Source organism: Legionella donaldsonii (assembly GCF_900452385.1).
In the GTDB taxonomy this organism is placed as follows: domain Bacteria; phylum Pseudomonadota; class Gammaproteobacteria; order Legionellales; family Legionellaceae; genus Tatlockia; species Tatlockia donaldsonii.
In genome coordinates this window covers 163260-176056 of record NZ_UGOA01000001.1, presented here as the reverse complement: position 1 = coordinate 176056, position 12797 = coordinate 163260, and the positions used below count along the sequence as shown (strand labels likewise).

The window sequence follows — 12797 nt, the reverse complement described above, 5'->3', positions numbered from 1 at the left end:
TCTTGTTAGTTCTCTTGTTGCATAATTATTTTTCTGGCGGTACAGGCTGTGTATAATAGAAGCAATTGTAGCGGACTGTGAGTAGTCTTTAATAGATTTTCTCCTTATTATGATGCACTCTTTTCTCAATAGCCCTCTTAGTATTGGCTCTCTTCACTTGCCTAATCGTTTAATTCAAGGACCTTTGGCTGGTTTCAGTTGTGCTCCTTTCCGTGAATTATTTTATCAATTTACGCCCCCTGCCTACTGCACAACCGAAATGATTTCTGCGCATGATGTCCTTCATAAGCATTCATTGAATTCACGCTATCTTTACCGCTCATCGTTAGAAAAAACGCTCAGCTACCAAATAGCAGGTAATGATCCAGAAATGATGGCCACAGCAAGCGCTTACCTCGCGAGCATCGGTGCTGATTTAATCGATATTAATTGTGGTTGTCCGAAAACCAAAATTCGCAAAAAGGGAGCCGGTAGCGCCTTACTCAGTGAACCGCGGCAATTGCTCAAGATAGTTAACAGTGTTCGTAAAATGATTACGCTTCCCCTAACAGTCAAACTTCGCATCCAAGGGAATGGTAATGATGTTGATCTGGCCAAAGCGATAGAGCAAGCCGGGGCTGATGCGCTTATTGTCCACGGCAGACGTTGGAATGATGACTATAATATTGACTGTAATTTTGCCCAAATTGCCGCAATTAAAAGGGCTGTTTCTATTCCCGTCATCGCTAATGGCGATATCAGTGATAAAGCGAGTCTAACAAAAGCATTGATTAATAGTGGTTGTGACGCCTATATGATAGCCCGCGCGGGAACTGGCAAGCCTTGGCTCTACAAAAATCTCCTTGATAAGACAGAAAATCATCCTGATCCTGACACAATAAAATCTCTTTTTATACAACACTTGCATAACCTGGCAAAATTGGAAAATGACTATAAAGCGGTGTTACAAAGCCGATCGTTATTACGCTATTATTTCAGAGCACAACTGAGTCCAACAGAATTGCAAATTTTTTACAAACTTGAACAACTTGAGGATATCGAAAGGGAGTTAAAAAAACTGCTGCTTTAGGAAATGCTGCGTCCACCATCCACATTAACGACTTGCCCTGTAATAAAAGAATTAGTCGCAAGAGCGAGCACCATTTGCGCAATATATTCAGGCGCTCCATGACGCTTTAAAGGTGTCTTAGCGATAATTTGTTGCTGTGTTTCCATACTTAACATGTTGTTATCTTCAGGCCAGGCTATGGCACCAGGTGCAATTGCGTTGACGCGTACTTGAGGAGCAAACTCGCGAGCCAAGGCTTTGGTCTGCATTAGCAAGGCCGCTTTACTTTGGCAATAAATAGCATACCCTTTAAGCGGTTTATCTGTGTGGATATCTGTAATATTCACGATGCATCCTTCTTGATCTGCAAGATGAGGTCGAGCAGCAAGAGATAACAAGAAAGGGACTTTAACATTAACCGCAAACAACCTATCCCAGCCGGTTTCATCGAAGATAGTACAATCACTACGTATAAATAATGAGGCATTATTTACCAATAAATCGACACGTCCGGCCCAGACCAATACTGAAGCGATCAACTCGTTTGTTGCATTGGCATCTGTCAATTCTTTTTGTAAAACATAAGCGCTACCAGAGCGTTGCTGATTTAAATCCTGTGCCAACGCTTCCGCGGCAGTCAGCGAACGATTACAATGGATAACAACCTTAAAACCAGCCTGATGCAGTTCTCTGACAATTGCAGCACCTATGCGCCGTGCCGCACCAGTTACCAAAGCCACTTTAGCGGCTTGTTTGTTGGCCTGATTCAAGGTATGTTCCCCACTTTTATAATTTTTAAGCAATTATGAGCCTACTCACATCTATTCGCAGTCAGATTATACAACAAGGGGATATCCCCTTTGTTGAATTTATGCAGCAAGCGCTATACGCACCTGATTTTGGCTATTATAGCGCGGGATTGCAAAAATTTGGGGCTCATGGCGACTTCGTTACCGCACCAGAATTAACCCCCTTGTTTGGCCAAACATTAGCCAAACAATGTAAGCAACTCCTGTCAATAATGGCTAACCCTCTTCTTTTTGAATTTGGTGCTGGCTCTGGCCGCCTCTGTGTTGATCTCTTAAAGCAACTTGAACGTGATCAATGTTTGCCCCAGGCTTACCATATTATGGAAGTCAGTAGTCATTTACGCCAAAGACAAGAGGAATTAATACGACAGGAAATCCCTCATTTGCTTGAAAGGGTAACATGGCTCAATCGCTGGCCTGAACAAGCTTTCAATGGAGTGGTCATCGCTAATGAAGTACTTGATGCAATGCCTGTTCATCGTTTTTTAAAAACAAACGAGGGTATATTGGAAAGTTTTATCACCCTGGATGCGCAACAGGAACTAACAGAAATTTTCAAGCCCTGCACAGATAAGCGATTGCTTGCTCATGTAGCGACTATTTTACCCCCCGAAAATAAACCCTATCAGTCAGAAGCAAATTTATTCATTGATGATTGGATACAACAATGTTACGCCATGCTGACTCAAGGCGCTGTTTTTTTGCTGGATTATGGCTTCCCACGCCATGAATATTATCATCCTGAGCGTAGCAGTGGCACATTAATGTGCCATTATCGCCATCACGCGCACAGCAATCCACTGATTCATGTCGGTGAGCAAGATATCACTGCCCATGTCGATTTTACTCATATTGCCGAAGCAGCTCATGCAGCGGGCTTTCACATTGCCGGTTATACGAATCAAGCCTCTTTTTTGCTTGCCAACGGTTTGTTAAGCTTACTGAATGAACTGGCTGAAGACCGTAATCGGATAAGGGCCCAACAAGCAGTTAAACAGTTACTTCAACCCAGTGAAATGGGCGAACTATTCAAAGTCATTGCCTTGACTAAAAACATGGAATTGGCTTTAACCGGTTTTCAATTGCACGATAAACGAGCGAGTTTATGATCATGAAAAAATATTTGACCACTGTTGAGCTACAAAAAGAATCGATGAAATTCTCAGCAGGACATACCACCATTTTTTCCGCAACCGAGCGTGAACCCCTGCATGGTCATATGTATACGGTTTATCTCGCTTTAACCACTTGGGTAGAAGAAAATGGGATGACCTTTGACTACCGCTATTACAAAGAGCGCATTTATAAATTATGTCATCATTTAAATCAAACCTTCTTAATGCCACAATTTTCACCTTTCTTGCAATTCTCAGAAGATAACGAACATTACTATTTTACTTTTAACCACAAGAGAATACCGTTTTTAAAAGAAGATGTTACCCTTATGCCACTGACCAATATTACAGTAGAAGAGCTATCACGTTGGTTCGTTGAGGAATTAATAAAAGACAAGACCGAATTGGATCGCCATCGCATAGAAAAAATCGTGGTTAAAGTTTTTTCAGCTCCCGGACAATCAGCGAGTCACGAGTGGCAGCGCAGCTAGATGACAGCAACAATCTACAAGGTTTGTATCCCGCACACCAATCGGGATTATTTCGATTATCTAGCAACTGACTGTTCACCTTGTATTGGGGCTCGGGTATGGGTTCCTTTTCGTCAGAAAACACGCTTAGGTGTGGTCGTTGGTCAAGGCTCCTCTGCAAACACTTATGACTCCATTAAATCCATATCAGCAGTCATTGATGAGCAACCTCTCTTAAATGAAGCAATGCTCACCTTATGTCAATGGGTAGCGAATTACTATCAGGCACCGCTATCAGAGGTTATCCCACTGGCCTTGCCCAAAAAATATCGTTTGGGGCAAAACAGCCAATTACCACTTGCTGATTATTATCAGTTGGCCTTAGCAGCAGAAGAAGCGCATACATTAATAGCTGACCGAGCCCGTAAGCAGCACGCACTTATTGATTTTTTAAATAATCAAGCTATCCCTTTAAGCAAAAAATTATTAGTACAGGAAGGATTTAATTCCGCACAAATTGATGCGCTTCTGGCAGTTAACGCAATTACCCTGGTGCAAAAAATTAACTTACCTTGCTCAGGACAGGAAGCCACTGATAGCCCTCTCACCTTAAATAATGAGCAAGCTATTGCCGTGCAAGCCATTGCTCAGCAATTACATACCTATCATTGTTTCTTATTACAAGGCGTAACCGGTAGTGGCAAAACGGAAGTCTACCTACAAACAATCGCCAAGGTATTAGCCGAAAATCGTCAGGTCCTGGTTTTAGTGCCTGAAATCGGATTAACACCACAGCTATTGGCACGGTTTCAAGCACGATTCAAAGAGCCTATGGCAGTCCTGCATTCCAATTTAAATGAAAGCGAAAGGCAATTCGCTTGGCAGCTGGCAAAAGATAATTTAGTAAAGCTGGTAATAGGTACGAGAACCGCTATTTTTACCCCAATGCCTGCTTTAGGCTTAATTATTATTGACGAGGAACACGATAGCTCTCTAAAACAAATGGAGGGAGTCCGTTATTCCGCTCGCGACACCGGTCTAATACGTGCTCATTTAGCAAATATCCCTATTATTCTCGGCTCTGCCACACCAAGTCTGGAAAGTATGCATAATTGCACACAAAAAAAATACTCTCTTTTGCGTTTAAATCACAAGGCACTCGACAGTTCACCGCTCCATTATCAACTAATCGACATTCGCAACAAACCATTGCAACATGGACTGGCTGCTAATACCATCCATGCAATTGCTGAGCATCTCAAGCAAGGTAATCAGGTACTGGTTTTTATTAATCGGCGGGGCTTTTCTCCTGTTCTATTATGCCACCAATGTGGCTGGATGGCTGATTGCTCTGCTTGCGATAGTCATCTAACTCTGCACCGCCAATCAGGGCGCCTTATCTGCCATCATTGCGGAGCAACAAAAACAATTCCGCACCATTGTCTTGATTGCCATAGTAAAGAATTACTACCCATCGGAGCCGGTACTCAACGGATACATGAGTATTTGGCCGAACAATTTCCACAGACCAAGCTTCTGCGTATCGATCGCGATGAGATCCAAAAAAAAGACGCTTTGAATAAGCATCTTACAAGCATTCACAACGGCGAGGCCCAATTAATTGTGGGTACACAAATGCTCGCTAAAGGCCATCATTTCCCTCGCTTGACCTTGGTGGTCGTCCTGGATGCCGATGCCGGATTTTATAATCAGGATTTTCGTGCCATTGAGCGCCTTGGCCAACTGCTGGTCCAAGTCGCCGGCCGCGCCGGCCGTGCTCAATATGCCGGCCAGGTACTTATTCAAACGCATATACCACAACATCCCTTGCTCAATCGCCTCATTCAGGAAGGTTATGACTCGTTTGCTACTGCCTTATTAGCAGAGCGCCGCGAAGCTGAACTGCCGCCCTACCATTTTCTGGCAGTTATCAGAGCCCAAGATAAACAGACAAGTAAAGTGTTGGAATTTCTCCATGCAATCAAAGCACAATTGGTTCATCAAAAACTTAAAATCTTAGGTCCAGCACCGGCTCCCTTAGCTCGTAAAGCCGAGCAGCATCGCATGCAATTACTAATTAAATCGCCCTCACGTACCCTTTTGCAAGCCGCATTGACGGCGCTGAGAGAGTGGTTAACAATAAATAAATTAAGCAATAATATCCGCTGGAATGTGGATATTGACCCTATGGATTTATCATGACTGACACGAAGATAACTGTACACCAAAAAACCTTTGCCATTGAATGGGGTGATATGGATGCATTGGGTCATGTGAATAATGGCCGCTACTTTGATTACTTCCAGCAGGCTCGTATTGAGTGGTTGGAAAGCCTAAGTTTGGATATGAAACAACAAGTCGGTCCTGTCGTCATTCATGTTGCCTGCACTTTTCTAAAACCCATCGTTTATCCGGCAACCTTGACAATAAAGAGCAGTGTTCACAATCTCGGTCGTTCCAGTATTACGATGGATCATGATTTATACCAAGGTGAAACCTTGATGACCCAAGGAACAAGTAAAATAGTCTGGGTGGATTATCGCGCCAATAAATCTGTTCCTATCCCGGATTCAATACGAAATTTATTTTAGCCATTTAAGATTAAGCGCTTATTTTTATAACCTGCAACGCAGCAAACCAGGACTATTCATGGCCAATATAGAGCAACCGCATCTGATCTCACACAACATCGCAGAGGAAACACTAGCTATTGTTGTTGATAAAATCGCCGCCCGAATTAAACAGGAAGGTGATAAACCTTATATTACCGTAACAGAACAACTTGATTTACTGAACCAATTAGCCGACTTTGATTTTGGCCGTTTCTTAATACAAAACCAGGGGATCAATGGATACTGGACTCATTATATGATTTACCATCCCCAAACCGGGCGTATCAATGGTAAAAACAACCGCGGCCAACCCTTTACGGAGTTGGAAGCATTTATTCTCGATCGCTCTCCTCTAATGCTTGCAACACAAGAACGCTGTCAAATTTTCTTGCAAGAAAATCAGGAAAAAGTACGCAACGGAGCCAAACTTGCCTGTATTCCCTGCGGCTTAATGGGTGAACTTTTATACCTTAATCTGGAATCGGTGCATGATATTGAACTCATCGGGTTTGATTATGACGCTGCTACTTTAAAGGATGCAACTCAGTTGGCAGAACAACGTGGCTTAAGCCATCTAGTGAAATTTTATCAGCAAGATGCTTGGGAATTGGATTTCCACAATGAATTCGATTTAATTTCCAGTAATGGTTTAACCATTTATGAACCTGGGGATGAAAAGGTGATGGAATTGTTTCGCCTATTTTACCAGGCTTTGAAATCAGGCGGGAAATTAGTCACTAGTTTTTTGACCCCACCGCCAACCCTTACCGAACAATGTGAGTGGGATTTTTCTGTGATTAACCAAAAGGATTTGCTATTGCAGAAAATTCTTTTTGCTGACGTCATGGCCGCGAAATTCCAGTGTTACCGTTCCACTGCGTTAACTAAAAAACAACTGACGAGCCTGGGTTATACCGACATTAAATTTCTTTATGACAAAGCAAAACTGTTCCCAACTGTTATCGCTTATAAAAACTAGCTGGGTATACTCGGCACCTACCATTAAGCGGTGGAAAAATCACCGCTTAATGGTAAAAAATTAACGCTCGTCACAAACGCTATAATAGCCATGGCGATAGGGATTACTGCGTGCTCTAAAAACATAATCACGGCAATGCTGGCCGCGATCGTCAACATAACGTTTATCCAAACGGAAAGCAAAATCGCCAAAATTCATATCTTGCTGCCATTCCTGGGCTTGACGTGCTTTATCATTGGCTTCCATTTTGTTTAAATATTTACTCAACTTACTGGCATGTCCCAGCGTTAGACACAATACAGCACTCAGGAGGACGACTAGTTTCTTCACAATTACAGACCCAATAAAAACCAACAAGGACAATATTAAACCACATTATGGGCGAATAACAAAATAACTGCTGCCTTCTCTGCAAGAAATGACTTCCCAGCCCATCAAATTTATCAAGATATCAATCAGTAAACATAAGCACTGTCGCGTACCTCGCAGCAGCCCCTTTAAACAGCAATAGGGGCTTTGATAGCGGGATGTGATTGATAATTCCGAAATTCAAAATCAGCAAACTGATAATCAAAAAGTGAAGGGGCTTTTTGTTGAATAACAAGTTGAGGTAACGGTAAAGGAGTACGTTCCAACTGAGTACGTGCTTGCTCAAGATGATTTAAATACAAATGGCAATCGCCACCAGTCCAAATGAACTCCCCCACGTCCAGATTGCATTGCTCTGCCATCATGTGAGTAAGTAAGGAATAGGAAGCGATATTAAAAGGTACCCCTAAAAAAACATCCGCCGAACGCTGATACAATTGGCAAGAAAGACGATTATCTGCAACATAAAATTGAAATAAAGCATGGCAAGGCATTAAAGCCATCCTGTCCAGCTCACCAACATTCCAGGCGCTTACAAGGAGACGACGAGAGTCGGGATTTGTCTTGATTTGAGTAACGACGTCCATCAATTGATCGATAGAGCGGCCATCCGGTGTAGGCCAGGAACGCCATTGGCGGCCATAGATAGGACCTAAATCCCCCTTACTATCTGCCCACTCGTCCCAAATAGTTACGCCATTCTCATTCAGATAAGCAATATTAGTTTCACCCCGCAAAAACCAGAGTAACTCATGAATAATGCTACGCGTGTGTAATTTTTTAGTGGTAAGCAAAGGAAAGCCATCCGCCAGATTAAAACGCATCTGATAGCCAAAAACAGATAGGGTCCCTGTGCCGGTTCTATCTGATTTTTTTGTCCCATGCTCTAAAATGTGTTGGAGAAATTGCAAATATGTCTTCATCGTTTAGCCCACCGAAATAACCATAACCCTGCCACTAACATGGGGATAGATAATAATTGTCCCATTGTTAACCAATCAAAGGCAATATAACCTAACTGCACATCAGGTTGGCGAAAACACTCAGCAATTAAACGGCAAACGGCATAACCAATTAAAAACATTGCTGATATTGCACCCTTAGGCCTGGGTTTGGCAGCATACCACCACAGAAAGATAAATAAAGCAAGACCTTCCAAACCAAACTCATATAATTGGGAAGGATGGCGAGGTTGTCCATCGGAATGGGGAAAGACCATAGCCCAGGGCACATCAGTAACACGCCCCCACAACTCCCCATTAATAAAATTACCGATACGTCCTGCAGCAAGCCCCAACGGGACTAAGGGAGCAAGGAAATCCGTGATCTCTACAAAGGGTTTTTTAACTTTACGCGCAAACAGGAACATTGCTACAGCTACCCCAAGCAAACCGCCATGAAAGGACATACCTCCCTCCCATAACTTCAGTAACTCCCAAGGTCTGGTAAATAAATGCTGTGTATTGTAAAACAACATATAACCTAGCCGACCGCCAATAATTACCCCCAAAGCAGCATAAAAAATTAAATCGCTAATTTGCTCAGAAGTCCAATCCAGATGGTAAAGCTTCACCCGCAAATGGGCTAAAAGCCAGGCGATAAAAAAACCAGCCAAATACATTAGGCCATACCAATGCACCTTAATAGGACCTAGAGAAAATGCAACAGGATCAATAGCAGGGAAAGGGAGCATACAATTACCTCTAAAAAAATCCTTTAAATTAATAAATTGATAGCAGTGAAAACCAGGATAACAACAAACCCATATTTCAAATGCTTAATGGGCAATACATACGTCAATTTCGCCCCGATAGGAGCAAAAATACTGCTTGGAATAGCTATACACAATACTGCGGGCCAATAAATATAACCGGTTGTGTAAGCCGGCAAGCCAACCTCATTTAGACCGGTAATTATAAATGTGATTGTACCAATAATAGCAACCGTCATTGTACATAAAGCCGACACTGGCGCAATTTTCGGCATTTCCATACCACAATAGCTAAGATAGGGAATAATGACTGTTCCACCGCCAACCCCTAATAATCCCGATTTACAACCTATTAAAAAACTTATCAAATTGTTAATCCAGGGACGGGGAAATTGCTGTGGGCGAGTAATCTGCATACCAGATAACATCTTGAAAGCAACAAACAACAAAAATATTCCAAATAATATCTCCAACCAACGCGTTGGCAATTGATCGGCGAGCACCCCGCCACTTATAGCACCGATTATAATACCAGGCCATAACCGATTATAAACATCCCATTGAATGCCACTCTGGCGATAATGGGCGCGTATGGAAGACTGCGAAGTGAATAACATAACGGCCAGAGAAGTCCCAGCAGCAAAATGCATCGTTAAACTAGAAGGGAAAGCCGGATTATGTTGAAAGATAAAAAGCAAGGCAGGTACCACAACGATACCCCCTCCTATGCCCATAAGACCCGACATAAGGCCAGCAAAAGCGCCTGCCAAGGCATAAATGCCGCCATTCACGGCTATTTCCGATAAAATCACGATCTCCCTGCCCTGATTAAGCCGCCAAGGCCCTCATCCTCCAATGCTTTTTGCAAATACAGTCTGATCTCAGCCGGATGTTCAAGTTCTAAGACATCCGCTAACACTTTTCGCGCTTGTGCCAGAGAAATATTACGAATCACCCACTTTACTCGCGGCAAGCTTGTTGAATTCATACTCAAAGTATCAAAACCCATTGCCAGTAAGAGGATCACCGCGAGAGGATCACTGGCCATCTCGCCACAAATACTTACTTCAATACCCGCAGCATGACCACCTTCTACCACTTTCATTAAGGTACGCAGCATCGCTGGATGAAAACCATCATAAAGTCCTGCTACACGCGCGTTATTACGGTCAACTGCCAGCAAATATTGCGTTAAGTCGTTACTACCTACCGATAGAAAATCAACGCGCTTTGCTAATTCACGAGCAAGATAAACTGCTGCTGGTACTTCAACCATAACACCCAGTTTGGGTCTTTCAATGCGATATCCCTCTTCTAACAATTCTTCATAAGCCTGCCCAACCAGATAGGCCGCCTCTTCTACCTCACTTAAAGTAGTCACCATGGGTAACATGATGCGGAGATTATTCAGCTCTTCACTGGCACGCATCATTGCACGCACCTGCATCAAGAAAACATCGGGATGATCGAGAGTGACACGGATGCCCCGCCAACCCAAATAAGGGTTATCTTCTTCCACTGGAAAATAAGGAAGTATTTTATCCCCGCCAATATCCAACGTCCGCATTGTTACAAATCGTGGAGCAAACGCTTTAAGAATCTGACGATAGATAATATGTTGTTCATCTTCAGAGGGGAACCGATCACGGCTCATAAAGGGCACTTCAGAGCGGTAAAGCCCTACCCCTTCTGCGCCAACACTCATCGATAAGCCCGCATCCATGGCCAGCCCAGTATTCACTTGTAAAGAGACACGGTAGTTATCCAGTGTTTCCGCAGGCTTATCGCGTAAACTCACCAGGCTTTGATTTAATTCTTGCTCTTCTTGCGCCACCTTCTTAAATTCTGCCAGAACCGTTTTCGAGGGCGACACATAAACGTGACCGTAATACCCATCAACGACAACAGCACGACGCGATAAATGTTCAATTTTAAGTCCACGAACTCCCATAACCGTAGGCACACCCAAAGCGCGCGCTAAAATAGCAACATGAGAATTATTTGCTCCTTTTGCAGATACAACCCCAGCCAAATACCCCTCCGGTACCTCTGCTAATGCTGCAGCAGTGATTTCTTCACCAATCAGGATAGTCCGTCGGGGATAAATTATTTCTTCTCGTTGAGACCATTGCAGTTCAGCAAGTACTCGCCGGCCTAAATCACGAAAATCAGAGGCTCGTTCACGTAGATAGTCATCCTCCATACTTTCAAATAGTTGTACATGTTTTTTGATTACAACAGCCAAAGCGGCCTGGGCGCTAAGATGTTCTTCCCGAATAACATGCTCAACTTCAGCACCCAGGCTATCCTTATCAAGGATACGCAAATACACATCGAATAAAGCGTGCTCATCCTCATCAACGGTAGCTTTCATTCGCTTGCTTAAGCGTTGCATATCCTCACGTGCCATTTGTAAGGCATGGAAGAAAGCAACGAGCTCTGCATCAAGATCTTCGACCGTACGGCGGGGGACTGCATCAATGTCAGCAGGAGGATATACAACAACGGCTGTACCAATACCAACACCAGGCACGCTACCCACACCAGTTAACGCCATGGGCGCCAAATCAACCTTGTCCGTTCCCAAGGGTTTTGGCTGGGTTAATTGTGCTAATTCACCGGTTGCTTCCGCATGGGCAATAATACCACCAAGCTGTGCCGCCAAGGTAATTAAAAAGGCTTCTTCAGCATCATCAAAACAACGTTGTTCTTTCTGTTGTACGATTAGTACACCATACAATTTACGATGTTGAATGATCGGTACACCTAGAAAAGCATTCATATGCTCTTCACCTAGAAGGCTATGTTGGTAAAAATCGGGATGCGAGGGGGCGTTTTCAATATTAATCGGTTCTTCGCGACGCCCCACCAAACCAATCAAACCACTGTCTAATCCAACACGCACTCTTGATTCTGCTTGCTTGTTTAAGCCTTCTGTAGCGATCAATACATATTCGGCGTGCTTGTTATCAATGAGGAAAACGGAAACGGCATCAGCATTCACTGCTTTGCGCACTCGTTGCACCAGGATTGTCAATGCATCTGTTAATTGAGTGGCTGTGGTTACATCCTGTACGATTCGTTTTAATATTTTTAGCATTTATCGACTATGATTACCTCGCTTGCGGCGTGCACCAAATGGAGTGCGACGTTTCTTTAACAAGTACTCTAATTCTTTCATGGCCTGAGCATAAACTTGTCTTTTGAAAAAGATAACCTGCTCTTGTGGCTCGTGATAATCAATCCAACGCCAGCTGTCAAACTCCGGCGAATCACTTAAATCCAGTCGAACTTTCTGCTCAGAAGCAACTAATTTTAATAAATACCATTTTTGCTTTTGCCCTATCACCAAAGGCTCTTTGCCATGACGAAGATATTGTTTAGGCAGACGGTATTTTAGCCAGCGCTTGGTCGAACCTAAAACTTCGATATCCTCTCTATCCAAACCTATTTCTTCTCGCAATTCGCGATACATGGCCTCTAGTGAGGTTTCGCCTGTAGCAAGCCCTCCCTGCGGAAATTGCCAGGCATCATGACCATAGCGCCTACCCCAAAACACCCGACCCGATCCGTTGACCAGAATGATCCCAACGTTCAGCCGGTACCCGGCTCGATCAATAACCATGTTGCCACTGCTTACACTAAACCATTAATACCTTGATTTTTCCACAAAGTACAAGAGCT

The 12797-nt window shown here is 43.4% G+C and carries 13 protein-coding genes; 6 read left to right on the top strand and 7 right to left on the bottom strand.

Annotation, left to right across the window (positions count from 1 at the left end; genetic code table 11):
* The first annotated feature begins 112 nt into the window (after positions 1-112).
* Entirely contained in the window at positions 113-1069 is a 957-nt protein-coding gene (locus tag DYC89_RS00825) for a tRNA dihydrouridine synthase (RefSeq protein WP_181879434.1), read from the top strand.
* Here the strand turns inward: DYC89_RS00825 and DYC89_RS00820 are convergent.
* Complete coding sequence (locus tag DYC89_RS00820) at positions 1066-1818, bottom strand: pteridine reductase (protein WP_181879291.1); 753 nt, start codon at positions 1816-1818, stop codon at positions 1066-1068. The two genes, DYC89_RS00825 and DYC89_RS00820, sit on opposite strands and share 4 nt — an antisense overlap.
* A gap of 35 nt (positions 1819-1853) precedes the next feature.
* Between DYC89_RS00820 and DYC89_RS00815 the strand changes: the two genes are divergently transcribed.
* Genes DYC89_RS00815 through DYC89_RS00795 form a run of 5 tightly spaced genes read left to right on the top strand, consistent with a single transcriptional unit; the run spans position 1854 to position 7033 of the window.
* Positions 1854-2966: a class I SAM-dependent methyltransferase gene (locus DYC89_RS00815; RefSeq protein WP_115220079.1), complete on the top strand. Its 1113-nt coding sequence runs from the start codon at positions 1854-1856 to the stop codon at positions 2964-2966.
* A gap of 2 nt (positions 2967-2968) precedes the next feature.
* Positions 2969-3463 carry a 6-pyruvoyl trahydropterin synthase family protein gene (locus DYC89_RS00810; RefSeq protein ID WP_115222609.1) on the top strand — a complete coding sequence of 165 codons (495 nt, stop codon included), beginning with the start codon at positions 2969-2971 and terminating at the stop codon, positions 3461-3463.
* Entirely contained in the window at positions 3464-5644 is a 2181-nt protein-coding gene (locus tag DYC89_RS00805) for a primosomal protein N' (RefSeq protein WP_115220078.1), read from the top strand.
* A complete protein-coding gene (locus DYC89_RS00800) occupies positions 5641-6033 on the top strand; it encodes an acyl-CoA thioesterase (RefSeq protein ID WP_115220077.1) in 393 nt (130 codons plus the stop codon). Before DYC89_RS00805 ends, DYC89_RS00800 begins: the two co-directional genes overlap by 4 nt.
* A gap of 58 nt (positions 6034-6091) precedes the next feature.
* Positions 6092-7033, top strand: coding sequence for an SAM-dependent methyltransferase (locus tag DYC89_RS00795; RefSeq protein ID WP_115220076.1), 942 nt, complete (start codon positions 6092-6094; stop codon positions 7031-7033).
* A 60-nt stretch (positions 7034-7093) separates the two neighbouring features.
* Here DYC89_RS00795 and DYC89_RS00790 read toward each other — a convergent pair whose 3' ends face one another.
* The 6 genes from DYC89_RS00790 to DYC89_RS00765 form a co-directional block, all read right to left on the bottom strand.
* Complete coding sequence (locus tag DYC89_RS00790) at positions 7094-7363, bottom strand: hypothetical protein (protein ID WP_115222608.1); 270 nt, start codon at positions 7361-7363, stop codon at positions 7094-7096.
* Between the two features lie 167 nt (positions 7364-7530).
* A complete protein-coding gene (gene thyA / locus DYC89_RS00785) occupies positions 7531-8325 on the bottom strand; it encodes a thymidylate synthase (protein ID WP_115220075.1) in 795 nt (264 codons plus the stop codon).
* A complete protein-coding gene (gene lgt / locus DYC89_RS00780; protein WP_115220074.1) occupies positions 8322-9095 on the bottom strand; it encodes a prolipoprotein diacylglyceryl transferase in 774 nt (257 codons plus the stop codon). The genes thyA and lgt overlap by 4 nt, the downstream gene beginning before the upstream one ends.
* Positions 9096-9118: 23 nt before the next feature.
* On the bottom strand, positions 9119-9925 hold the full coding sequence (locus tag DYC89_RS00775; protein ID WP_115220073.1) for a sulfite exporter TauE/SafE family protein: 807 nt from the start codon (positions 9923-9925) through the stop codon (positions 9119-9121).
* The gene (gene ptsP / locus DYC89_RS00770; RefSeq protein ID WP_115220072.1) at positions 9922-12213 is read right to left on the bottom strand and encodes a phosphoenolpyruvate--protein phosphotransferase; all 2292 of its coding nucleotides are present in this window, start codon (positions 12211-12213) and stop codon (positions 9922-9924) included. Before ptsP ends, DYC89_RS00775 begins: the two co-directional genes overlap by 4 nt.
* Positions 12214-12738, bottom strand: coding sequence for an RNA pyrophosphohydrolase (locus tag DYC89_RS00765; protein WP_058443532.1), 525 nt, complete (start codon positions 12736-12738; stop codon positions 12214-12216).
* Positions 12739-12797 lie beyond the last annotated feature (59 nt).

What these genes read in the sequence shown, in the direction of transcription:
- DYC89_RS00825 (WP_181879434.1), top strand. Translation starts at nt 113, where the DNA reads ATGCACTCTTTTCTCAATAGCCCTCTTAGTATTGGCTCTCTTCACTTG.
- DYC89_RS00815 (WP_115220079.1), top strand. Translation starts at nt 1,854, where the DNA reads ATGAGCCTACTCACATCTATTCGCAGTCAGATTATACAACAAGGGGAT.
- DYC89_RS00810 (WP_115222609.1), top strand. Translation starts at nt 2,969, where the DNA reads ATGAAAAAATATTTGACCACTGTTGAGCTACAAAAAGAATCGATGAAA.
- DYC89_RS00805 (WP_115220078.1), top strand. Translation starts at nt 3,464, where the DNA reads ATGACAGCAACAATCTACAAGGTTTGTATCCCGCACACCAATCGGGAT.
- DYC89_RS00800 (WP_115220077.1), top strand. Translation starts at nt 5,641, where the DNA reads ATGACTGACACGAAGATAACTGTACACCAAAAAACCTTTGCCATTGAA.
- DYC89_RS00795 (WP_115220076.1), top strand. Translation starts at nt 6,092, where the DNA reads ATGGCCAATATAGAGCAACCGCATCTGATCTCACACAACATCGCAGAG.
- thyA (WP_115220075.1), bottom strand. Translation starts at nt 8,325, where the DNA reads ATGAAGACATATTTGCAATTTCTCCAACACATTTTAGAGCATGGGACA.
- lgt (WP_115220074.1), bottom strand. Translation starts at nt 9,095, where the DNA reads ATGCTCCCTTTCCCTGCTATTGATCCTGTTGCATTTTCTCTAGGTCCT.
- ptsP (WP_115220072.1), bottom strand. Translation starts at nt 12,213, where the DNA reads ATGCTAAAAATATTAAAACGAATCGTACAGGATGTAACCACAGCCACT.
- DYC89_RS00765 (WP_058443532.1), bottom strand. Translation starts at nt 12,738, where the DNA reads ATGGTTATTGATCGAGCCGGGTACCGGCTGAACGTTGGGATCATTCTG.